The organism is Amycolatopsis sp. H20-H5, assembly GCF_035828755.1.
GTDB lineage: Bacteria > Actinomycetota > Actinomycetes > Mycobacteriales > Pseudonocardiaceae > Amycolatopsis.
Map to the genome: position 1 here is coordinate 1 of NZ_JAYMZS010000147.1, position 19,401 is coordinate 19,401.

A 19,401-nucleotide genomic window follows, 5' to 3' on the forward strand; every position below is an offset into this window, starting at 1 on the left:
CCATGACCAACCGGGGCCCCCACCAGACACCACCTGGTTAAACAACAAGCTCAGAGGGCGTCCGGAAACTGATGTCATGTCGTCCAGTTTGGCGCCGAGGGCCGCGTGACTGACGGGGGACTTTCACACGGTCTGTTCTGGTGAAGGGGACTTTTGCAAGGTTGAGTCGAGGGAAGGTCCCCTTCAGTCGCCACCGCAGGCTTGCTGTGTGCCCTGATGGGAGCCTTCACGGCGTTTAACGCTGTCATGGTGGCCTTCAGGGGCACGCATGAAACGGTCATGGCGGTATGAAACGGGCGAATGGGTGGGCTTTCCGTCCTTTGTGGAGGGTAAGCGGCTTCGAAGGACAGGCGCCCGATGCTTCGAGCGGCGGCTGCTGCGACAGTTCTCAGACACGTTCTGAGGAGGTGTAGCCCGCTGCGCGCGACCTGGCCACCACGGGAGTCGGCACGCACGCGCTGCGCCTGGACTCCGTGACCGCGCTGCGGGCCGCGTCGATCGGCCTGGCCCGCGGCTCGTTCACCGCGGTGATGGGCCCCGCCGGGCAAGAGCATCTTCCTGCACTGCGCGGCCGATCTCGGGTGTCGTCCGGCTGGGCGACGCCGTGCTTAAGGAGGCGGCGCTCACTCGGCATGGCGATGGCGGCCGTGGCGCCGGTGGCCAGGAGTCAGGTCATGCTCAAGTACACGGAGGACGGTAGCCGCGCGCGGATTCCTTTGCCGCCCAGGGGATCTCGCCGGAGCGACTGGACAGGACACTGGATCTCGCGGGCCGCTCGGGCACTCTCGCCGACCTGCGCGGTGACACGGCGGCACCGCCGTCGCGCTCCCGCCGCTGATCGGGAGCAACCTGGCGCTGACGGAAGAGGTGTGGCCGGGCATCGAGCCTGCCGTCTACGGCGCGATCGTCGGCGTCACCGGGGCGATCGGCCTGCCGGCCATCGTGGCGGCCACCCGGTCCGCGTTGCGGGGACGGCCGATCGACGGCGTGGGCAGCGGCGCCTGACGATATCCGCTCGCGGGCCGGTGATGGCGCGGCTACGCTGACCGGGCAGTCATGGAGTGGATCAGCGGTGGATCACCCGGCTTGTACTCCGGGAGGGCGCGGGTTCGAATCCAGCCTCCATGTCCAGTCTCCCAGCAGGTCCAGCCCAGTCACACGGAGTCCTCATGCCGGACGAGCCGCGGTTCGCCGCATCGCCCCAGTACGCCCTCGGCCAGTGGGAGCGAGCGCTGCGGCAGGCCTCAGCGCAGGGTGACGCGAGGTCCGTGAAGTGGGCCGCCGTGGTGTCCGGCATGGCCGACGGCACGCTGAGTGTCGGCTCCCGCACCCCGGTGGCCGACACTCCGGCGTGGGTCACCCTCGAAGTGGTGCACGGTGGTTTCGCGACCGGCCGGTACCTGGCCGAGCTGGGCCTGGACGAGGACGAGCAGGCCCGCCTCGCCGCGCTCCCCAAGAGATCGCCGGGTAGCACGGATCGCGAGCGCCTCAATCTCTGGTACCTGAGCGAGCAGGGCCAGGCCGAGCTGCTGGCGGCTCTGCGTGGCGAGTCCTACCGGGTCGACCTCCCGGAGGAGGCCGCGCTGATGGTCGTCGCGTGGCTGCTCGACCACGGCCGGCCCGAACTCGCGCTCGACCTGGTCAGCGAGCTGCGGCCGCTGCTGCACCGCCTGCGGCTGACCCCACGGCTGCGCCCGTCGCCCCGCCCGTCCGGCGCGCTGGTGCGGCTGAAGTCCGTCGGTGAGGTCCGGGAGTCGTTGCAGGCTGTCGAGACCAGGCCGCAGCTCGCGGCGATGCGGGAGACGTTGCGGGTGTGGCACCCGCTCTACGACCGGCTCGTCGCACTCTGGTGCGAAACGGTCGAGAACGACTGGCCCTGCCGGGTCTGGCCACCGGACTGGGCGGATCGTCGTCGCCAGTGGCTCGCCGACTACGAGGAGGCGGGCCGCACGGAAATTTTTTCGAACGCGCACCGTCATCCGGGGCGCAACTTCGCCCGCCTGCGCAGCGCGCTCGAAGTGTGCGAAGTGGACAGTGCGAAGCTGTCCGGCCGCGACGTCGGCTGGATCCGCGTGGCGCTGGCCAACACGATCACCAAGCACGGCGCCCCCGGCTCCGAAACCCGCGCCGCGTTGCGCGCCGGGCAGGCGGTGGAGGCCGCCCGCCCGACCCACGCGGCGTTCGCCGAGTTGCTCGACGGCAGGCTGGACCGCTACCCGGGCGACGGCGGCGTCCCCTCGCTCGACCCGCTCACCCAGGAGGTCGCCGAGGGCGAATCGCGCGGTATCCCGGCGGGCAGGCCCATCCCGCCGCACCTGCTCCGGAAGGTGGTCCGCGCACTGGAGGCCCCGGTTGAGACGCTGGTCGAGCGGGGCGTCATCGGTTCCGGCGAAGTACTCGCGAAAGTTTTGCCACAGCTGACTTCCCGTCTGCTCGCGGCGAACCTCGACGATCCCGAACTGGGCGCGCTCTACGGGCAGGCGTACGCCGCGTTCCGGCGTCGCCGCGGCCTGCTCCTGCTGAACCTGGAGCACCAGGTCCGGTTCGAAGAACTCCCGTGGATCGGTGCGCTCGAACCGTTCCGCACGGTCCGCGCGAACACGGCCAAGGTCGCCGAGCAGACCTTGCGGCAGACGACGCTGATCGCGCTGAGCGCGTTCCCGCAGGCGATCCTGCCCAACCTCCTCGTCCGGGAGATGGGCGCGCTCGCCACCCAGGCAGGCCTGAAGATCCCCTTGGTGGAGGAGGTCGCGGCCGACATCTTCATGGGCACGTTCACGCTGAAGTGGCGCCGCGCCGCGGTGATCGCGAGCGAGGCGACGGCGGGAACGTTGTACGCCCGCTACTACGACCTGCCCGAGCACTGGCCGGACATTCCCGGCCTGAAACAGAAATTCACCTTGCGCCGCTGGGGCAAGGGGACCGCCGAGGACTTCGCCGACCTCTGCGTGAGCCGTGCCGGGGAAGCGCGCCGGGGGAAAGGTAAGTACACCGCGACGAACGGCACAGTGCTTGAGCAGAGCCAGATCCTGACCACTCACAACCTCGCCGCACTGGTCAAGGTCCTGTCACTGGAACAGAGCGTTCGCGACCTCGCGCCCGAACTCGCCGACCGGACGCTGGCCTGGGTGGTGCGCCGCCAGGGCATGCGCGTCGAGCATCGGTACGCGGCGCTGCAGATGATCAAGAACGTCGCCTACGCGTGGCGGCAGGCGATTTTCTTCCTCGGTTTCTGTGACGCGGCGACCCAGAAGGCGGCGGTGACCCGCCTGCGCGAGCTTGTCGACGGCGTCGGCCTGACCGAGCGTTTCGGACCGGCGGTGGACGGGCTGGCGCAGGTCGTCGACGGTGGCCGGTTCACGCCTGCGGGTGAGATCGAGGGCCTGCGGGCTCGCCGGTTCCTCGGCTGGTCCGTCGGCCCGCATCCCTTCCTGCCTGCCCAGCTCGCGTGCCCCTGAAGGCCACCTTCACGGCGTAAAACGCTGTGAAGGTGGCCTTCAGGGGCACGCGATCGCGCCGAGCGTCACCGAGACCACCGGCAGCAGGTAGCCGACGTATGACGACGGCGATCAGCGCGGTCGGGGTGAAGTGGACCGGGGTCAGGCCCCCGGCGGGCAGGGCCAGCGTGCTCAAGCCCGTCGCGGTGCCGAGCTGGGCGGCGGAAAGGGCGAGGGCGACCCCGGAGCCGACGGTCTGCTCGCCGACGCTGAACAGGGCGAACGGCAGCGCGTTGCAGAAGAACGCGGCCACGACGAGATGACCCCAGGTGCGCCGGTCGCGGGGGAGCCGTTGCCGGACGACCGGGCGATGACCAGCAGGACGGCCGTGCCCAGCGCGCAGCGGATGACGGTGATCTGGATCGGGGTCAGTCCGGTCAGCGCCAGTTTGATCCACAGGAACCCCGAACCCCACAGCACGGCCAGCACGCCCATGCGCACCAGCGTCGCGTGTCCACCACTGATCACTTTCACTCCCCGTCCGGTTGTCCGACCTTCACCATGCCCCAGGAAAAGCGACAGGACAAGTGAAAAGAACCGCACGCATCAGTAAGGTTTACTGCACTGTCGAAACGGGGGTTTTCCCCACTTGATCCTGCGGAGAACCACAGTGACCCGCGGCCGCGTGAGCCCCTAACGTCGAGTCCACTATGGATAACGAAACGAAGCGCCGCCCAGTCGTCGATCTCGAGCTCATCCGCGGGCTCTACCGTGAGCACGCGGACGCCCTTCGCTCCGTACGCGAGTCCAGGCGCGCGCACCGGGCCGCCCACCCGTCGTTGAAAGTGCAGCTCGACGACGTCGAGGCCGAGATCAGTTACCTCCTGCTCCGGCACTTCCGCCCGGCGAAGGTCGTGGAGATCGGCTCGCTGCACGGCTGGTCGACAGGATGGATCCTGCACGCGCTGAAGGACAACGGCACCGGCATCCTGATCACCATGGACCTGATCGACAACGCCACCAGCGGCGTGCCGAAGTCCCTCGCGGAGGGGAGATGGGAGTTCCGCCAGTGCGACGCGCGCAACCAGCCCGCGGGCTGGGCGGACGGGCTGGACTATCTGTTCATCGACGCCGACCACAGCGCACGCTTCGCGCGCTGGTATCTCCGTGACGTCTTTCCCCGGCTGGCCAAGGGAACCCCGGTGAGTGTGCACGACGTCTTCCACCGTGCGAAGCCGCTGCCCTTCACCGAGGGCGTCGAGGTGCTGAGCTGGCTGTATCTCCACGCGACGCCGTATTTCACCGCCGCACGGGCGAAGGCCCCGCTGGTGGCGCGGGCCGAGCTGGCGGACCTCCGGCGGGAACTCGGCCTCGGTCCGGACCTCCATCACGGCCGTGACAACCCGATGATCTATTTCCGGCTGCGCTGAAGCTCGGGGGTAGACCTCAAGCTATCTGGAGGTTCTAGGCTGGAAGCGGGAAAAGCCAAGGAAAGGGACCATCATGACCGTGGAACTGAACCACACCATCGTGTACTCGCGCGACAAGACGGCGTCGGCGAACGCGCTCGCCGCATTGCTGGGCCTGCCGGAGCCGGTCGCGGTGGGCCCGTTCGCCGCGATCAGACTGAGCAACGACGTCACCCTCGACTTCGCGGAGACCGGGGGCGACATCGCCCAGCAGCACTACGCGTTCAAGGTCGGCGAGGACGAGTTCCAGGAGATCTTCGGCCGGATCCGAGCCGGGAAACTCGACTACTGGGCGGATCCGCACCGCACCCTGCCCGGACAGGCCAACACCAACGACGGCGGCCACGGGGTGTACTTCACCAACGCCGACAACCACGTGCTGGAGTTGCTGACCCGCGACTACGGCAGTGAGGACTGAACCGCGCCCGGCGGTGGCTACACCGGCACCCGGTGCCCGATCGGCGGTCCGGCCGCGAGTTCACCGTGGGGCAGGAGCTCGGCGGCCAGTCCGGCGACCTCGGCTTCGGCGGACCGCCGGGCGGCGTCGACGGTGTCGAGGATCGCCGTTTCCAGGGCCTGGGAGTCGGTGGTGCGGTAGATCCGCGGGTTGAGGTCGAGGCCGATCAGCTCGCCGCACCCGCTGACGGTCGCCAGGATCAGCCCGTCCGGCGACTCCGCGGTGCCCTCGATCTCGGCGAGGCCGTCGCGGATCTTGCGGATCTGCGCGGCGAGCTGCCGGAGGAATTCGGCGGGCAGCTCGCCCGATATCTCGGTGTACACGACAACCTCCGTAGCTCGCGCCTGCTCCGTGCAGCTTGCCCGGTTCGCGCGGCGCGGAGGTGGCCGTGGCCGGAAGCGGACAGCCCGCGCCTATCGGGCGCGCCGGATCCTAAGGACGTTGTCCTTCCGGACACCGGATTCGCCTTCGGGACCGGTCAGCTCCCGCTCGAGAAGCTCCTCGAGCTCGACCTGCCACCGGCCGGGCTCCAGGTCGAGGGAGCCGAGGACCTCCGCGGTGGTGGGAAGGTGCACGTCGGCAGGCGGTTCTCGCAGCCATGACGGCCAGCCGGCGTGGCCGACGACCAGGAGCAGCCCGCCGGGCGCGACAGCTTTGGCTGCCCTCGCGAGGATGTTCTCCCGCTCGCCGGACGCCGCGACGGGGGAGTGCAGGAACTGGGCCGAAACCAGGTCGAAGACGCCAGCGGGAAACGACCGCGCCAGATCGTGCCGCTGCCAGTCGATCCGGCCGGTGAGCCCCTTCGCGGCGGCGTGGGTTTCGGCCCGGCGCAGGGCCGTCGCCGACACGTCGGCGGCGGTGACCTGCCAGCCCAGCTCGGCCAGCCAGAGCGCGTCGGCGCCCTCGGCGCAGCCGAGATCGAGCGCGGTGCCGGGCGTCAGCGAGGCGACTTCCCTGACCAGCAGGGCATTGGGCTTGCCGGCGGCGCTGTCACGGTCGTCGTAGAAGGTGTCCCAGAACTGCTGTGCCGTGGTTGTTTCCGTCATGACTTCACCGTGCCCCTGGCACCTCGAAGCCAGCAAGCAAACTTGCTGTTATGGCAATGGCGCGGTGGCGTCGTCTTCCGCTCGGACAGCTCTTGCACGATCCGCCTCGCGGGCTGGATGAGAATGACCGAGACGACGAGCACCGCCGCCCGCATCACGGTGCCGATGGTCACTGCGAAGCTGACGTGGGTGCGCGCGGTGTCCGAGGACATCGCCGCCGGAACCCTGACCTGGGAGGCGTATTTCCAGGCGTGAGCGGCTGCGCGTCAGGGGTGCTCCGAGCAGAAGCAGCCGACGCCCTTCTCGATCCAGTCCTGGCCGGACCACTCCGGGTGCCGCTCGATCATCAGGGCCCTGACCTCCGAGACGATCGTCTCCTCGCTCATCGCCGAGTCACGCCGCCGCCAGGTCTCGACCCGCAGACCCCGCTCGCTCGTCCAGATCGCCGTGAACACCTCTCGGTAGGCTCGGCCTGCCCCCGCCACGGTGGCTCGGGCCGTGAGGCCGGGCCAGTCGTAGCCGTGCCGTCAGAGCCAGCCGTTGGTTTCGGCGAGCCGGGCGGCTCCGGCGCGGGTGCGGGCTTGGGTTTTGCCGATCGCGGAAGACAAGTGGTTGCGTACGGTGCCTTCGGACAGGCCCACGGTCTTGGCGATGTCGGCGACGGTGCCGCCCTCGGCGGCGGCGCGGAGCACGTCGGCCTCCCGGTCGGTGAGGGGGCTGGCGCCGCTGGCAAGGGATTCGGCCGCGAGGGCGGGGTCGACGAAGCGCAGCCCGGCGTGGACTCGGCGGATCGCGTTCACGAGCTGCTCGGGACGGGAGTCTTTGACCACATACCCGGCGGCGCCCGCCGACATCGCCCGTGAGAGATAGCCCGCCCTGCTGAAGGTCGTGCAGATGATCACCCGGCACTCCGGCAGTGCGTGGTGAAGTTCGGCGGTGACGGCGAGTCCGTCGCGGCCGGGCATCTGCACGTCCAGGAGTGCGATGTCGGGGGTGGTTCGCCGCGCGGCTTCCAGCACTTCGTTGCCTGCGCCGACTTCGGCGACCACTTCGATGTCGGATTCGAGTCGCAGCATCGAGGCCAGTGCGCCGCGCACGAGCGCTTGGTCGTCGGCCAGCAGGACGCGGATCATGTCGGGCACACTCCGGTGGAAGGGGTGAGTTCCAGTGCCGGTACCGGTCCGCGGGCGAGGACCCGGAAGCCGCCACCGGGGGCCAAGCCGTGCTCGAGGGTGCCCGACACCATGGCCAGTCGTTCGGCGAGGCCGGTCAGGCCGTGCCCGGCGGTGGCTTCGGCCCCGTCAGTGCCGTTGCCGTTGCCGTTGCCGTTGTCGGTGATCTCCACCCAGTCGTGGCCGAGCCGGATGGTGCAGCGTTCGGCGTCGGAGTGGCGCAGCACGTTGGTGACCGCTTCCCGGACCACGTAACCGAAAACCCCTTGCAGCTCGGGCCGCACGTCGTCGGCCGCGGTGGGCAGCTCGGCCCGCACACCGGCGGCTCGAAGGGCCATCCGGGAGCCGGCGATCTCGGTGGCCAGCGACACGGTGCGGTAGTCCGAGACGGTGGCCCGTACGTCGGAAAGTGCCTGCCGGGCCAGGGTTTCGAGCTCGGTGACCTCGGCGACGGCGGGGGCGATGGCGGCGTCTCCGCCGGACTCCAGTATCCGCCGGGTCAGCCCCAGTTTGAGGGTCATCGTCGAGAGGCTGTGCCCGAGGATGTCGTGGAGGTCTCTGGCGACCCTTTCCCGTTCCTGGTTCACGGCCATTCTCTTGACCTGTTCGCGCGCGGCTCTCAGGTGCCCGATCGTGAGGTTGAGCGCGATGACGGTGCCGAGGGTGGCGGTCAAGCCCGCGAGGGTGGCCACTTGCCCCCAGCGCACCTCGCCGTAGGCCAGCCGCATCCAGCCGATCTGACTGATCGCGGTGGCGAAGCCGAGCAGCAGCGAAAAGCGCAACGGCAGCAGCATGAGCCCCATCGCGATGGCGTAGGTCAGATCGGTCAGGTAATCGGGCGAGCCCAGTAGCAGCGCCGGTGCGGATCCGAACGCGAACATCGCGACCACGGTGGCGATCCGCTGCCGCGGCGGTGCGTGCGGCCCGTATCGCGGGGCGAGCAGGCAGCCGACGCCGTAGCAGGCGATAAGGCCGATCGCGATACCGCTGCGCAGAGCACCGCTCGTGCCGCCCGCTATTTCGGTGACCCGCGTGATCAGGAAAAGCGAAGCGAGGCTGGCGACGGTGACGACGCCCACTCGGCCCCGCGGGCCGCGCCGCTGATCCGTCTGGAAACTCCAGTCCGGCCACTGCCGGGCGGAGAACTCGCCGGGATCGCGTTTGCCCACGTCGGCCATGGTACGGCTCGGGTGCCGCGGGTACCCGGCCGCGGCGGCCTGGACGAGTGATGCTTCCGACATGGGACAAGCGTCCGGTCCTGATGTCTTGATGTCTCGCCCATTCGTCACTCGATCGGTTATGACAGATGGCAGGGGTTCCCCCGGTTCGGCGATGGTGTCCTAGTGCCATGTTGCAGGCGAAGAGGACCAGTTTGCTGGCCAAGGAGTACGAGCTCACCCGCGATGACCGAGCGCTGACGACGTTCTCGGTGAAGAGGGGGCGCATCGGTGCGCAGTTCACTCTCGACGGGGCCGACTACCGCATCCGGTCGCACAGGTTCAGCGGTGTCTACGAGTTGCTCGGCGCCGACGGGTCGGTACTGGCGACCACGGACCGGGTGAGCCGCCGCTGGAGCATGCACGTTTCCGGGCGGGCCTGGCACTTCCGGCGGACCGCGATCGCCAGCCGGGACTACTCGATGATCGGCGAGCAGGGAGAGCGAACCGGCTCGATTCGCCGGACCGGTCATGGGAGCTCCGGCGTGGCCGCCGACCTGCCGGGGCTGGAGCTCAACCTGCAGGTTTTCGCGCTCGCCGTCGTGCTGTTGCGCTGGCGGCGCAAGCGCGCCGCGGTCGCGGTCCGCGGGGCTGCGCTGGCGGGTGGCTGACCGTCTGAGTTCTGTTTCTAATTCGAGTCAAGGAGAAAGTGTCATGCGAAAGATTTTGCCCGCGGTGCTCGTCGCCGTCGCGGTGGCGGGAATGGCGTCGGGATTGTCGGGGGCCGTCGCGTCGGTAGCGCCGCAGGCGCAGGTGCGGTGGGGTTCGTGTCCCAGCGGCACCGACGCCAGGCTGCGGTGTTCGACGCTCGCGGTTCCGCTGGACTACCGCCATCCGGACGGACGGACGATCGACCTCGCGATCTCCCGGCTGGCGAGCAAGGATCCGGCGAAACGCCGAGGCGCGCTGCTGGTCGACCCGGGTGGCCCCGGCCTCCCGGGCCAGCTGGCCCTGCCTCTGTTCACCTTTCCCCAGCCGGTGCTGGACAGCTACGACGTGATCGGGTTCGACCCGCGCGGTATCGGCCGCAGCGCACCCCTGACCTGCAACCTGACGCGCGAGCAGAATGACGTCGCCGCGACTCCGCCCTACCCGCACAGCGCCGCCGATGTGGCGAAGGCGGCCGAGACCGCGAAGACCATCGCCCGGCAGTGCACCACCTCGGAAACCGCGGACATCCTGCCGTTCATCACCACGGCGAACACCGCGCGCGACATGGACCGGATCCGGGCGGCGCTGGGTGTGCCGAAGATTTCGTATTACGGCGAGTCCTACGGCACCTACCTGGGTGCGGTGTACACGACGTTGTTCCCGGACCGCGGCGACCGCATCGTGCTCGACAGCAGCCTTCCCCCGGAAGGGTATGACATCGGAGCGCTGCGGAGCCAGGGCATGGGCTTCCAGACCAGGTTCCCGGACTTCGCGAAATTCGCCGTGGACAATGCGAAGAAATACGATCTGGGCACCACTCCGGCGGCGGTGAAGGCGAAGTACTTCCAGCTCGCCGAGCGTTTGGACAAGACGCCGTCGCGGGGATACGACGGTACGGCGTTCCGCGGGACCACAGCCGCTTATCTTCGCGCGGACAGTACCTTCGCCCTCCTCGCGACGACCTGGCACGAACTCGACACGAACCAGCCGCCCGCGCCCGGAGCCGGCCAAGGCGGAACCGCTCAAAGAGACTTCACTGACCGCGGGGGTTTCGCTCCCGGCTATCTCAGTGTGATCTGCAACGATTCCCCATGGCCGAAGTCGGTGCAGACCTATCAGCGCGACGTCGCGGTCGACCGGATCCGTTACCCGATGTACGGCGCGGCCACGGCCAACATCCGGGCCTGTGCGTTCTGGCCGTCCCCGGCCGAGCCGCAGGTGCGGATCACCGGCCAGGGACCGTCCGACGTGCTCATGGTGCAGAACCTCCGAGACCCGGCCACCCCACTCCCCGGAGCGCTGCGGACGCGGTGGGCGTTCGGCGACCGGGCCCGGCTGGTCACCATCGACCAGGGCGGGCACGTGGCCTACGGTGCCGCGAACGAGTGCGGGAACGACGCCGTGACCGACTACCTGGTCACAGGCCGACGGGTCGCGCACGACACCTTCTGCCCGGCGCAACCTGGCTGACCGGCCCGCTTGACCTGCCGCGGCACCTCTGCGTCAGGCAACTGGTGGGGTGTCAGTATTCGAATCGCCCGCCATCGCCCGTGTTGTGCGTGCGCGCCGGGCTCCTGCCAGCAGGAGCCCGGCCGCGATCCAGGCTATCGGCCACGGCGCGGGCTCGAAGATCACGGCGCCGAGCAGGGACCAGATTCCCACTGTCCACGCGACGAACGAGGGCGGGACGATGTCCCGGCGGTCCAGCCACAGCACCATCAGCCCGATCACGATGAGCGGTACGCCGAAGCTGCCGAGGCTCAGCCAGTACGCGGCGTCGGCCTGGCTCATCGCGGCGGAGTCCTCCCCCCACACGCCTTTGCCGAACCACGCGCCGACGGCGCTCGGGGCCACCAGAGCCAGCGTGATGAGCATGTGCCCGGCTCCCAGCACTACGAGAACCCAGCCACCCCATTTGATCATGTGAACCCCCTCTTTCCGTTGTGGTGCACCGAATCATGATGCGAGATCTACCCCGTTGCCGAAGCATTCCGGTCCCGCCAGGCGCGTTCCCATTGCCGGGTCAGTGCCGGGTAGATGACGAGATAGCGGAAGGGCGCGATCGCGGCCATGTAGAGCTTGCCGAAGGTTCCATTGGTGTTGACGAGGACGGTCATCCGCAGCTCGTAGTCGCTCTCGGCCCCGCGCGCCCAGCCGAGGTGCATCACCGTGTGCACGGTCTTGTTCCCCAGCTCGCGGGCGCATTCGGTGTCCAGCTCGTAGACCCCTTTGAGCGGCATGGCAGCGGTGTCCAGGCCCCGCGGAGCGTCGCGGAGGTCCTCGGGCAGGCGGTCGCGGAGCGAGGTGACCCGTGCGCCGACGCCGGTTGACGGCTTGTCCCAGCCGAGGAGCGCTCCGAGCTTCCACCGGGTCGCGAACAACGCCCGCGCCAACCATGACTGCTGCGCGAGCCCCCCGGCCTCCCGCATCGCGGCGAGTATCGCCGGGAAGTCGTGGGGTCCGGCTCCGGGGGTGCGGAACGCCCACGCGTCCTCGATCCGGAAGTCATCGGTGAATTCGTGGATCCGCCACGGCTGCCCGGTGTACGAGGCCTTGTCGATTCGAGACATGGTTGGACTCCCCAGTTTGTGTACGGTGCCGTACAACGACAAGGCTAACACCGGTTGTGCGATGGCGTATAGATAATGGGAACGAGACGCGCGGCACTTGGGAGGGGCTACTGGGCCGAGACATGCGCCAACACTTAGCCCTTGCGCTAAGTGTTGTTCGTGATTAATACTTAGCCTCATGGCTCAGTATTCGACCGTGCTCGATGGCGTGCTGGATGGTGTGTTCGTCGCGCTCGCCGACCCGACGAGGCGCGCGGTCCTCCGGCGGCTCGGTCGCGGACCGGCGAGCGTCGGCGACCTCGCCAGTGAAGCCCCCATGACGTTGCCGTCGTTCATGAAGCACGTGCGGGTGCTCGAGTCGAACGGCCTGATCCGCACCGCGAAGTCCGGCCGCGTGCGCACCTGCGAGCTCAATCGGGAACGGTTCGCGCTCGTCGATGACTGGCTTGCGGAGCAGCGAAACAGCTGGGCGGACCGCACTGATCGCCTGGAGCGGTTCGTCACCACCCCTCAAGAGAAGGAGAAGCAGTGAACCCCGAACTCGATCTCGGCATTGACCGGGTCATCCGCGCGCCCCGCAAGCAGGTATGGGACGCGTGGACCGATCCGGCCAACCTCGCACAGTGGTGGGTGCCCGCCCCGGCCCACTGCCGTGTCGAGCGCCTCGACGTCCGGCCTGGCGGCGCGTTCGTCACGCTGATGAGCGACGACGGCGAAACGTTCGTCCCGCATCTGGACGCGTGTTTCCTCGTGGTGGAGGAGTACGAGCGGATCGTGTTCACCAACGCGATCGACAGCGGCTGGCGGCCCGCGAGCCAGGGGCCGATCTCGATGACCGCCGAGGTCGTGCTGCGGGACCACCCGGACGGCACCGACTACCGGATCATCGTGCGCCACGGCGACCCCGCTGCCCGCACTCGGCACGCCGAGTTGGGCTTCGCCGACGGCTGGGGCACGGTCGCTTCCCAACTGGCCCGGCTGGTCGAGAGCGAGGCCGGCCGTTGAAACGACCGCCCGCGGCACCTGATCAGGCGAGATCAGTCGGCGGGCCGAACCAACGGGAGAGGTGGTCGTCCAGGTCCCGCTGATCGTCGCCGATCCAGGCGACGTGGCCGTCGGGGCGTAGCAGGACGCACGGAACATCCAGTGCCGCAGTGGAATCCGCGAGATAATCGACCCGGTCTGACCAGCCGCCGACGGTCAGCCGTTCGGTGCGGTCCAGCAGCAGGCCACGGCCCTGGTGTAGCTGGTCGTAGAGGTGGCCCTGTTTCAAGTCGAGGTCGCGCAGGCGGCGGCCGAGCAGGTCGGGGCCTTCGCCGAAGTCGTAGCGGATGCCGATCGCGGTGATCTTCTCGATCAGATGGCGGTTCACCTCGTCGAAATCCATCAGTTCGGTGAGCAGCCTGCGCACGGCCCGCGCGCCCGGTTCGGGGGAGTGCAGTGCCATCTGGGCGCGGGTGTTGTCCAGCACGTCCTCGGCGACCGGATGACGTTCGGCCTGGTAGGTGTCCAGCAGTGTTTCCGGTGCCCAGCCGCGGAGCTGTGCGGCCAGCTTCCAACCGAGGTTGACCGCGTCCTGAACGCCCAGATTGAGGCCCTGCCCGCCGGTGGGGGGATGGATGTGTGCCGCATCGCCTGCCAGCAGCACCCGCCCGACCCGATAACGTTCGGCCAGCCGGGTGGCATCCCCGAAGCGGGACAACCAGCGCGGGGAGTGCACGCCGAAATCGGTTCCGGCGATGGTGCGCAGCTGTTGCCGGAAATCGTCGAGGGTGGGCGGTTCCGCGCGATCGCTGACTCCCGCGGCGGGGACCACGACTTGATAGCCCCCTTCGCCGAAGGGCCGGAGCCAGAATTGCTTGATGGTCTCGCCGATTTCGGTCACCTTGGCGGCGATCTCGTCTCGCGGCGCAGCCACTTCCATCTCGCCCATCAATGTCTCGGTGCGCGAGGGCTCGCCGGGGAAGCCGACACCGAGCACCTTGCGCACCGTACTGCGCCCGCCGTCACAGCCGACGAGATAGCGCGAACGCAGCTGTTCCCCGTTGGCGAGCTCGACGGTCACCCCCTCGGCGTCCTGCGCGAAATCGGCGACCGCGCAACCACGCCGGACCTGCGCCCCCAGCTCGATCGCGTGTTCTTCGAGCAGGCGAACGATGACCGGGTGCTGGATGCCCAGCAGATAGGCGTGCGCGGAATCCAGGCCCTCGGGCGCGGGTTTGGCGATGGCGGCGAAGAAACCGCCTGCCGGACGCCGTCTTCCGTGTTCGAGAATGCGTTCCAGCAGCCCGCGCATGGCCATCAGCTCGAGACTGCGAATATGCAGACCGACTACGCGGACGAACGACACGGGCTCGGTTTCCTTCTCCAGAAGGAGTACCCGCACGTCGTGCAGCCGCAGTTCGGCGGCCAGCATCGCGCCGGTCGGCCCGCACCCGGCGATGATCACGTCGGTGGAATGCTGAGAGTCCATAGGTGTTGCCTTTCGGGAGTGCCTGTTGTCGAGGCGCTCCCGGCGACACCTAAGTCAGTCGCCCGGCCGTGACGGCAAGGGGGAGCACCCACATCGATACAGCGTTCATGGGTCTCACCTCCTCGGTCGATGTCACGGTCGGCTGCAAGCTACAAGCCCGCGCAGCACGCCGTCCAGTCTTTTCCCAGGGCTCAGGCTGTCGGGCGGCCCGCGCCGGCGAAGTCGTCGCCGGGCTTGCGGTAGGTGTGGACCTGCACGGCCTGGCCGGTCTGCGGGGCGTCGATCATCTGCTGATTGCCGATGTAGAGCCCGACGTGGTGGATCTTCGTCGCGGGCTCGCCGTAGAAGATGAGGTCGCCGAGCTTCGGCTCGTCCACATGCGCCACGCTGCGGAACTGGGTGTCCGCGGTGCGCATCAGCTTGACTCCGGCGCTGGCGTACGCCGCCGTCGTCAGGCCGGAGCAGTCGAAGCCGGGGTCGCTGCCGCCCTTGCCGTTGCCACCCCAGACGTAGGGCAGGCCGATCTTGTCGATGGCGAAGTTGACCGCGCTGAGCACGGCCGGGTTCGGCGCGTCGGGGTTCTTGCCGACGGTGCCGTAGACGTTCGTCGTGGCCAGCGTGCGGTGGACGTAGAGCGACGAGGACTGCAGCGAGCTCACGGAGTTCCACCAGATCTGCCCCTGGGACAGGTCGTTCCCGTCGGCGCACAGCGCGCGGCCGGTGGTCAGCGCTGCGTCGTCGAGGTTCTGCGGATCCGGTTTGGCGCCGGACGCGCTGCGCTGCCACTTCGCCCAGACGGCCGGTGAAAGCTGCATCGGGCCGCTCGCGTTCGCCGTCGAGACGACGCGGTTGTAGAAGTCGTGGACCTCGATCGTGCCGAGCGGCGCGCTCAGCACGCCGTTCTCGCCGACGTGGCCGCCGTTCGCGCGGCCGTGGTCGCTCGTGGTCTTGCCGATCGCGGCCAGTGTCACCCAGGAGAGGTGACAGTTCGGCTGCTCCTTGCTCAACGTCACCGTCGTGGTGGCGTAGCCGGTCATCGCGCGCAGCGGGATGTCGAGCCACTGGCTGGTCTTGCTGACCCAGGCGTCGAACTCCTGCCCGGCCCTCTGCGGGACCTTCGGCTGCTCACGCGGCAGTTCCGGCGTGGTGGACGACTGCGGTGCCGAAGGCGCCGGGGCGCTTGACGCCGACGCGGCCGTGTTGGTGGCCTTCTCGCTCTTCGGCGCCAGCTGGATGGCGACCACCAGCGCACCGACCGCCACGACCACGGCGGCGAGGATCACCGGAAGCCGGTTGCCCCGCTTGGGCGGGCCCACCGGCGTTTCCTGCTCTTCCATCACTGGCCTCCGGAAAGCCGGGCGAGCACGAACTTGCCCAGCGCGTCGACGTCGGTGTCCACCGCGATCTCGATAGTCCTGACTGGCTGGGTGCCCGGCTCCCGCCGTCGCCGCCGGTCGACCAGGGTGGCTCCGCGGGCGGGGCCGAGCCCGCAGTCGACGTCGATCGGGAACGACTCGGTGCGCAGGAGGCCGGGCCTGATCGCCTCGGCCACCGCGACGGCGTCGTGCAGCACGATGCCCTCCCAGCCCAGCGCCTTGCGGTAGTGCGCGAGATAGTCCGGGGTGAGGCTTTCGAGCATCGTGCCCAGCGGGCCGGACGCGGCGAGCTCGGCCAGCCACGCGGTGTCGACCGCGCAGCGGTAGGTGAGGTCCATCGGCACCAGCACCACCGGGACGTCCTCTTCGACCAGCACCCGGCGGGCCGCCTCGGGGTCGCTCCAGATGTTGAACTCGGCCGCCGCGGTCATGTTCCCGTGGTCGAGCGCGCCACCCATGATCACGATCCGGCCGATCTTCTCGCGGACGCCGGGATGGGCCGCGAGCAGCAGCGCGATGTTCGTCAGCGGCCCGATCGGCGCGATCGTCACCGGCTCGTCGGCGGCCTTGAGCAGCGAGTACAGCAGGCTCACGGCGTCGCGCTCGTCGAGCGGCCTGGCGGGCTCCGGCAGCGCCTCCGAGCGCCCGGAGAGCCCGTCCACGCCGTGGACGTACTCCGCCGAGTACGGATTCGGGTAGACCAGCGGCCGCGAGGCCCCGGCGGCGACCGGCACGTCGGGCCGGTCGCACAGCTGAAGCAGCCTTCGCGCGTTGATCGTCGTCGCGGCCAGTGGCACGTTCCCGAACACCGTGGTCACGCCGAGCAGGTCGACGTCGGTGGACAGTGCGGCCAAAGCGATCGCGAAAGCGTCGTCGACACCCGGGTCGGTGTCGATGATCAGCTTCGTCCCCATGCGCGTGGTCCCCTTGCGTCTGATGGCGTCCCCGCACAGGTTACGGTCCTTCGTATGACGTCCATGTGGGGTGCGCCCGCTTTGTCCAGGCTCCGCGCCTGGCGGCAGGCCCGTCGCGACCCGCGGCAGGCCAGGTTCCTGACCGCCGACTCGCTGCGCTGGGTGCTGCGCAATCGCGCGTACACGCCCTGGTACCTGGTGCGGTATTACCGCCTGCTGAAGTTCCGGCTGGCCAACCCGCACATCATCCTGCGGGGGATGCTGTTCCTCGGCAAGGACGTCGAGATCCACTGCCGTCCCGGCTACGGCAGGCTGGAAATCGGCCGCTGGGTGCACATCGGTGACGGCAACGCCATCCGCTGCCACGAGGGTTCCCTGCGCATCGGCGACAAGTCGGTGTTCGGGCGGCAGAACGTGCTCAACGCCTACCTCGACATCGAACTCGGCGCGGCGACGCTGGTCGCGGACTGGGTGTACATCTGCGACTTCGACCACGTCACCGCCGACATCACCGTGCCCATCAAGGACCAGGGCATCGTGAAGTCCCCCGTGCGGATCGGGCCGGACACCTGGCTCGGGACCAAGGTGACCGTGCTCAAGGGGACGCGAGTGGGCCGCGGGTGTGTCCTGGGCGCGCACTCGGTGGTCCGCGGCGAGATCCCGGACTACTCGATCGCGGTCGGGTCACCCGCTCGGGTGGTCCGAAACCGGCAAGACGACTACGCGGCCGACGCGGCACGGCGCGAGGCCGTGGCCGACATGGCGCGGAAGGCCAGCAAGGCGCTGCAGAAGACGCTGGGCGAGGGCTGAGTTGCCCCTGAAGGCCACCATGAGGGACCCAGACGCCCCCCATGTTCCCTTCGCTACTCGCTCACCCAAACCCGTCCGGCACCTCGCTGACAGCGAGGGCTCAGCCCACACTTTGGCGTTCGGGTGCTATCAGGGCGACTACTCGCTGCTCACTGCGTGAGTAGGGAGCGCCGATGTACTTGGTCGAGATCCGATCGATGATCTCCCAGGCGGCGTCGCCCTCGATCCACTCGACGACCCGGCCGCGGACCAGGACCGGCTGGAACGGGTTGTCGGCCGCTGTCAGGGAGAGCGCGACCCGAGGGTCGCGGCGCAGGTTGCGGGCCTTGCGGCTGTCAGGGTTGGTGAAGATCGCGACGTGGTCGCCGTGCGTTCCGATCCAGACCGGCACGGAATGGGGCGCGCCGTCGGGCAGGACGCTGGCGAGGTGTGCGAGCGAGGCGTCGTCGAGTGCGCGGCGAACGTCGGGGTCGAGCATCGTGGTCATCTCCTGGCTGGGGTTCCGGGTGGGCTGCGGGCGGTGGTCGCCGGTGACGAGGGTCATCGCTCGACCGCGTAGTGGAGGTGGGTGACGCCGGGAGCCGGAACGGCTTCGACGAGGCGGAGGCGCACGTGCTCGGGGAGCGACTGGAAGAAGGGCCTGCCGCCGCCGAGCAGGATCGGCACCTGGTGCAGGACCACCTCGTCGACGAGACCCGCCTTGAGTGCCTCGGTCACGACGCCGCCCATGAGGCCGACGTCCTTGCCACCGGCAGCCTCGCGGGCCGCCGCGATCGCGTCCTCGATGCCGGTGGTGACGAGGGTCTGCCGCTCGGTCATCTCTGGCGCCGGGCGGTGGCTCAGTACGAACAAGCGGGCCTTCGGGTGGGGGCTGCCGCCGCCGAATCGGTCGGAGTCCTCGTAGGTGTTGCGTCCCGTCACGATGGCGCCCACGCTGGCGGCGAGGGCGTCGAAGACCCGCGCGCTGGGCTCGCTCAGGGTGAACCCGTCGAACACCTGGCTTGGCGTGTCGCCGTCGAAGTACCAGTCGAAGAGCATCGTCGCGTCGCCGAGGCCGCGCCCGGCGCCGGGATCGCGGCCGGTGATGTACCCGTCGACCGACACCGCGTGGGCGCTGAAGACCTTGCTCATCTCGGCGGTCCTTCCTGGGGTTCCTTCAAGAGACTCCATGACCGTAGCATTCAAAGTTCCCTTAGGGAACCCATGTCGCTAGACTGGGTTCATGCAGCGCACGAACTTCGGTGGGATGGCGTGCTCGATCGCGCGGACGCTCGACGTCATCGGGGAGCCCTGGTCGCCACTGATCCTGCGGGACGTGTGGGCCGGGCTCAGCCGGTTCGAGCAGATCCAGGCCGACCTCGGGATCTCGCGCAAGGTCCTGACCGAGCGGCTGAATCACCTCGTCGACCACGGCGTCCTCGAACGAAGTCCCTACGACCGGCGGCCGCGGTTCGAATACCACCTGACGCAGAAAGGCGCCGAGCTGGTCGACCTGCTCATGGTCATGACCGGCTGGGGGGACAAATGGCTCGCGGGCGAGGCAGGCCCGCCGGTGCTTTACCGCCACCACGCGTGCGGCGAGGTCGCACGTGTCGACCTGCGGTGCGCCCACTGTGGCGAGCCGATGCACGCGACCGACGTCGACTTGCTGCCCGGCCCCGGCAGCGCCGTGTGACCGAGACGTCTAGTACTACAGGGCTAGATCTCTAGCATCTGGAGGCGGAGGCGTCGTCTGAAGTGGCTTCTTCGTGCGTCTGCCTGGTGTCCGCGTCGCCAGGCAGACGCACGGAGGCCCTGGTCGATGACGTG

Annotated in this window: 23 protein-coding genes, 1 tRNA gene and 1 pseudogene; 12 read left to right on the forward strand and 13 right to left on the reverse strand. The window is 69.0% G+C overall.

What is annotated here, in order from left to right:
- Positions 1–867: 867 nt before the first annotated feature.
- From QMK34_RS41945 to QMK34_RS41955, 3 genes are all read left to right on the forward strand, one after another.
- The gene (locus QMK34_RS41945) at positions 868–1,005 is read left to right on the forward strand and encodes a hypothetical protein (protein WP_326420397.1); all 138 of its coding nucleotides are present in this window, start codon (positions 868–870) and stop codon (positions 1,003–1,005) included.
- A 50-nt stretch (positions 1,006–1,055) separates the two neighbouring features.
- Positions 1,056–1,131, forward strand: a tRNA-Thr gene (locus QMK34_RS41950).
- A gap of 38 nt (positions 1,132–1,169) precedes the next feature.
- Positions 1,170–3,458, forward strand: coding sequence for a hypothetical protein (locus QMK34_RS41955; RefSeq protein WP_326420398.1), 2,289 nt, complete (start codon positions 1,170–1,172; stop codon positions 3,456–3,458).
- Between the two features lie 199 nt (positions 3,459–3,657).
- Here QMK34_RS41955 and QMK34_RS48150 read toward each other — a convergent pair.
- Positions 3,658–3,932: pseudogene (locus QMK34_RS48150) on the reverse strand (EamA family transporter); the annotation flags it as partial.
- Between the two features lie 215 nt (positions 3,933–4,147).
- Here QMK34_RS48150 and QMK34_RS41965 point away from each other — a divergent pair.
- On the forward strand, positions 4,148–4,867 hold the full coding sequence (locus QMK34_RS41965) for a class I SAM-dependent methyltransferase (RefSeq protein WP_326420400.1): 720 nt from the start codon (positions 4,148–4,150) through the stop codon (positions 4,865–4,867).
- Positions 4,868–4,940: 73 nt separating this feature from the next.
- A complete protein-coding gene (locus QMK34_RS41970; RefSeq protein WP_326420401.1) occupies positions 4,941–5,324 on the forward strand; it encodes a VOC family protein in 384 nt (127 codons plus the stop codon).
- Positions 5,325–5,341: 17 nt separating this feature from the next.
- Here QMK34_RS41970 and QMK34_RS41975 read toward each other — a convergent pair whose 3' ends face one another.
- Together QMK34_RS41975 and QMK34_RS41980 are read right to left on the reverse strand one after the other, a co-directional pair.
- Positions 5,342–5,686 (reverse strand): YbaB/EbfC family nucleoid-associated protein, encoded by a 345-nt coding sequence (locus QMK34_RS41975; RefSeq protein WP_326420402.1) that lies wholly within the window; start codon positions 5,684–5,686, stop codon positions 5,342–5,344.
- 90 nt (positions 5,687–5,776) lie between these two features.
- Complete coding sequence (locus QMK34_RS41980) at positions 5,777–6,409, reverse strand: class I SAM-dependent methyltransferase (protein WP_326420403.1); 633 nt, start codon at positions 6,407–6,409, stop codon at positions 5,777–5,779.
- A gap of 123 nt (positions 6,410–6,532) precedes the next feature.
- Between QMK34_RS41980 and QMK34_RS41985 the strand changes: the two genes are divergently transcribed.
- Positions 6,533–6,664 carry a hypothetical protein gene (locus QMK34_RS41985; protein WP_326420404.1) on the forward strand — a complete coding sequence of 44 codons (132 nt, stop codon included), beginning with the start codon at positions 6,533–6,535 and terminating at the stop codon, positions 6,662–6,664.
- 11 nt (positions 6,665–6,675) lie between these two features.
- Here QMK34_RS41985 and QMK34_RS41990 read toward each other — a convergent pair whose 3' ends face one another.
- From QMK34_RS41990 to QMK34_RS42000, 3 genes are all read right to left on the reverse strand, one after another.
- Entirely contained in the window at positions 6,676–6,864 is a 189-nt protein-coding gene (locus QMK34_RS41990) for a hypothetical protein (RefSeq protein WP_442785335.1), read from the reverse strand.
- 72 nt (positions 6,865–6,936) lie between these two features.
- The gene (locus QMK34_RS41995; RefSeq protein ID WP_326420405.1) at positions 6,937–7,542 is read right to left on the reverse strand and encodes a response regulator transcription factor; all 606 of its coding nucleotides are present in this window, start codon (positions 7,540–7,542) and stop codon (positions 6,937–6,939) included.
- The gene (locus QMK34_RS42000; protein ID WP_326420406.1) at positions 7,539–8,822 is read right to left on the reverse strand and encodes a sensor histidine kinase; all 1,284 of its coding nucleotides are present in this window, start codon (positions 8,820–8,822) and stop codon (positions 7,539–7,541) included. The genes QMK34_RS41995 and QMK34_RS42000 overlap by 4 nt, the downstream gene beginning before the upstream one ends.
- Before the next feature lie 107 nt (positions 8,823–8,929).
- Here QMK34_RS42000 and QMK34_RS42005 point away from each other — a divergent pair, with 107 nt between their 5' ends.
- Positions 8,930–9,409 (forward strand): hypothetical protein, encoded by a 480-nt coding sequence (locus tag QMK34_RS42005; RefSeq protein ID WP_326420407.1) that lies wholly within the window; start codon positions 8,930–8,932, stop codon positions 9,407–9,409.
- Positions 9,410–9,452: 43 nt separating this feature from the next.
- Positions 9,453–10,919, forward strand: coding sequence for an alpha/beta hydrolase (locus QMK34_RS42010; RefSeq protein WP_326420408.1), 1,467 nt, complete (start codon positions 9,453–9,455; stop codon positions 10,917–10,919).
- A 33-nt stretch (positions 10,920–10,952) separates the two neighbouring features.
- Here QMK34_RS42010 and QMK34_RS42015 read toward each other — a convergent pair whose 3' ends face one another.
- Both QMK34_RS42015 and QMK34_RS42020 read right to left on the reverse strand, forming a co-directional pair.
- Positions 10,953–11,372 carry a DUF6463 family protein gene (locus QMK34_RS42015; protein WP_326420409.1) on the reverse strand — a complete coding sequence of 140 codons (420 nt, stop codon included), beginning with the start codon at positions 11,370–11,372 and terminating at the stop codon, positions 10,953–10,955.
- A 47-nt stretch (positions 11,373–11,419) separates the two neighbouring features.
- Positions 11,420–12,019: a DUF2867 domain-containing protein gene (locus tag QMK34_RS42020; RefSeq protein WP_326420410.1), complete on the reverse strand. Its 600-nt coding sequence runs from the start codon at positions 12,017–12,019 to the stop codon at positions 11,420–11,422.
- A gap of 178 nt (positions 12,020–12,197) precedes the next feature.
- Between QMK34_RS42020 and QMK34_RS42025 the strand changes: the two genes are divergently transcribed.
- Together QMK34_RS42025 and QMK34_RS42030 are read left to right on the forward strand one after the other, a co-directional pair.
- Positions 12,198–12,551 (forward strand): ArsR/SmtB family transcription factor, encoded by a 354-nt coding sequence (locus QMK34_RS42025; protein ID WP_326420411.1) that lies wholly within the window; start codon positions 12,198–12,200, stop codon positions 12,549–12,551.
- A complete protein-coding gene (locus QMK34_RS42030; RefSeq protein WP_326420412.1) occupies positions 12,548–13,024 on the forward strand; it encodes an SRPBCC domain-containing protein in 477 nt (158 codons plus the stop codon). The genes QMK34_RS42025 and QMK34_RS42030 overlap by 4 nt, the downstream gene beginning before the upstream one ends.
- Before the next feature lie 22 nt (positions 13,025–13,046).
- Here the strand turns inward: QMK34_RS42030 and rox are convergent, their stop codons facing one another.
- The 3 genes from rox to QMK34_RS42045 form a co-directional block, all read right to left on the reverse strand.
- The gene (rox, locus tag QMK34_RS42035) at positions 13,047–14,492 is read right to left on the reverse strand and encodes a rifampin monooxygenase (RefSeq protein ID WP_326420413.1); all 1,446 of its coding nucleotides are present in this window, start codon (positions 14,490–14,492) and stop codon (positions 13,047–13,049) included.
- 191 nt (positions 14,493–14,683) lie between these two features.
- Positions 14,684–15,829 carry a C40 family peptidase gene (locus QMK34_RS42040; RefSeq protein ID WP_326420414.1) on the reverse strand — a complete coding sequence of 382 codons (1,146 nt, stop codon included), beginning with the start codon at positions 15,827–15,829 and terminating at the stop codon, positions 14,684–14,686.
- Complete coding sequence (locus tag QMK34_RS42045; protein WP_326420415.1) at positions 15,829–16,782, reverse strand: nucleoside hydrolase; 954 nt, start codon at positions 16,780–16,782, stop codon at positions 15,829–15,831. Before QMK34_RS42045 ends, QMK34_RS42040 begins: the two co-directional genes overlap by 1 nt.
- Positions 16,783–16,836: 54 nt before the next feature.
- On the opposite strand from QMK34_RS42045, the gene QMK34_RS42050 reads away from it, so the two are divergent.
- Positions 16,837–17,592, forward strand: a complete 756-nt coding sequence (locus QMK34_RS42050) for an acyltransferase (protein ID WP_326420416.1) — start codon at positions 16,837–16,839, stop codon at positions 17,590–17,592.
- A gap of 100 nt (positions 17,593–17,692) precedes the next feature.
- Here QMK34_RS42050 and QMK34_RS42055 read toward each other — a convergent pair whose 3' ends face one another.
- Positions 17,693–18,136, reverse strand: a complete 444-nt coding sequence (locus tag QMK34_RS42055; protein ID WP_442785336.1) for a PPOX class F420-dependent oxidoreductase — start codon at positions 18,134–18,136, stop codon at positions 17,693–17,695.
- Positions 18,133–18,723 carry a dihydrofolate reductase family protein gene (locus QMK34_RS42060; protein WP_326420417.1) on the reverse strand — a complete coding sequence of 197 codons (591 nt, stop codon included), beginning with the start codon at positions 18,721–18,723 and terminating at the stop codon, positions 18,133–18,135. The genes QMK34_RS42055 and QMK34_RS42060 overlap by 4 nt, the downstream gene beginning before the upstream one ends.
- A gap of 91 nt (positions 18,724–18,814) precedes the next feature.
- Between QMK34_RS42060 and QMK34_RS42065 the strand changes: the two genes are divergently transcribed.
- Positions 18,815–19,267 (forward strand): winged helix-turn-helix transcriptional regulator, encoded by a 453-nt coding sequence (locus QMK34_RS42065; RefSeq protein ID WP_326420418.1) that lies wholly within the window; start codon positions 18,815–18,817, stop codon positions 19,265–19,267.
- Positions 19,268–19,401: the final 134 nt, after the last annotated feature.

Bases quoted from the DNA above. Each gene is read 5' to 3' on its own strand.
- QMK34_RS41955 (WP_326420398.1), top strand. From the start codon at position 1,170: ATGCCGGACGAGCCGCGGTTCGCCGCATCGCCCCAGTACGCCCTCGGC.
- QMK34_RS41965 (WP_326420400.1), top strand. From the start codon at position 4,148: ATGGATAACGAAACGAAGCGCCGCCCAGTCGTCGATCTCGAGCTCATC.
- QMK34_RS41970 (WP_326420401.1), top strand. From the start codon at position 4,941: ATGACCGTGGAACTGAACCACACCATCGTGTACTCGCGCGACAAGACG.
- QMK34_RS41980 (WP_326420403.1), bottom strand. From the start codon at position 6,409: ATGACGGAAACAACCACGGCACAGCAGTTCTGGGACACCTTCTACGAC.
- QMK34_RS41985 (WP_326420404.1), top strand. From the start codon at position 6,533: ATGACCGAGACGACGAGCACCGCCGCCCGCATCACGGTGCCGATGGTC.
- QMK34_RS41995 (WP_326420405.1), bottom strand. From the start codon at position 7,542: ATGATCCGCGTCCTGCTGGCCGACGACCAAGCGCTCGTGCGCGGCGCA.
- QMK34_RS42000 (WP_326420406.1), bottom strand. From the start codon at position 8,822: ATGTCGGAAGCATCACTCGTCCAGGCCGCCGCGGCCGGGTACCCGCGG.
- QMK34_RS42005 (WP_326420407.1), top strand. From the start codon at position 8,930: ATGTTGCAGGCGAAGAGGACCAGTTTGCTGGCCAAGGAGTACGAGCTC.
- QMK34_RS42010 (WP_326420408.1), top strand. From the start codon at position 9,453: ATGCGAAAGATTTTGCCCGCGGTGCTCGTCGCCGTCGCGGTGGCGGGA.
- QMK34_RS42015 (WP_326420409.1), bottom strand. From the start codon at position 11,372: ATGATCAAATGGGGTGGCTGGGTTCTCGTAGTGCTGGGAGCCGGGCAC.
- QMK34_RS42020 (WP_326420410.1), bottom strand. From the start codon at position 12,019: ATGTCTCGAATCGACAAGGCCTCGTACACCGGGCAGCCGTGGCGGATC.
- QMK34_RS42025 (WP_326420411.1), top strand. From the start codon at position 12,198: ATGGCTCAGTATTCGACCGTGCTCGATGGCGTGCTGGATGGTGTGTTC.
- rox (WP_326420413.1), bottom strand. From the start codon at position 14,492: ATGGACTCTCAGCATTCCACCGACGTGATCATCGCCGGGTGCGGGCCG.
- QMK34_RS42040 (WP_326420414.1), bottom strand. From the start codon at position 15,829: ATGGAAGAGCAGGAAACGCCGGTGGGCCCGCCCAAGCGGGGCAACCGG.
- QMK34_RS42045 (WP_326420415.1), bottom strand. From the start codon at position 16,782: ATGGGGACGAAGCTGATCATCGACACCGACCCGGGTGTCGACGACGCT.
- QMK34_RS42050 (WP_326420416.1), top strand. From the start codon at position 16,837: ATGACGTCCATGTGGGGTGCGCCCGCTTTGTCCAGGCTCCGCGCCTGG.
- QMK34_RS42055 (WP_442785336.1), bottom strand. From the start codon at position 18,136: ATGACCCTCGTCACCGGCGACCACCGCCCGCAGCCCACCCGGAACCCC.
- QMK34_RS42060 (WP_326420417.1), bottom strand. From the start codon at position 18,723: ATGAGCAAGGTCTTCAGCGCCCACGCGGTGTCGGTCGACGGGTACATC.
- QMK34_RS42065 (WP_326420418.1), top strand. From the start codon at position 18,815: ATGCAGCGCACGAACTTCGGTGGGATGGCGTGCTCGATCGCGCGGACG.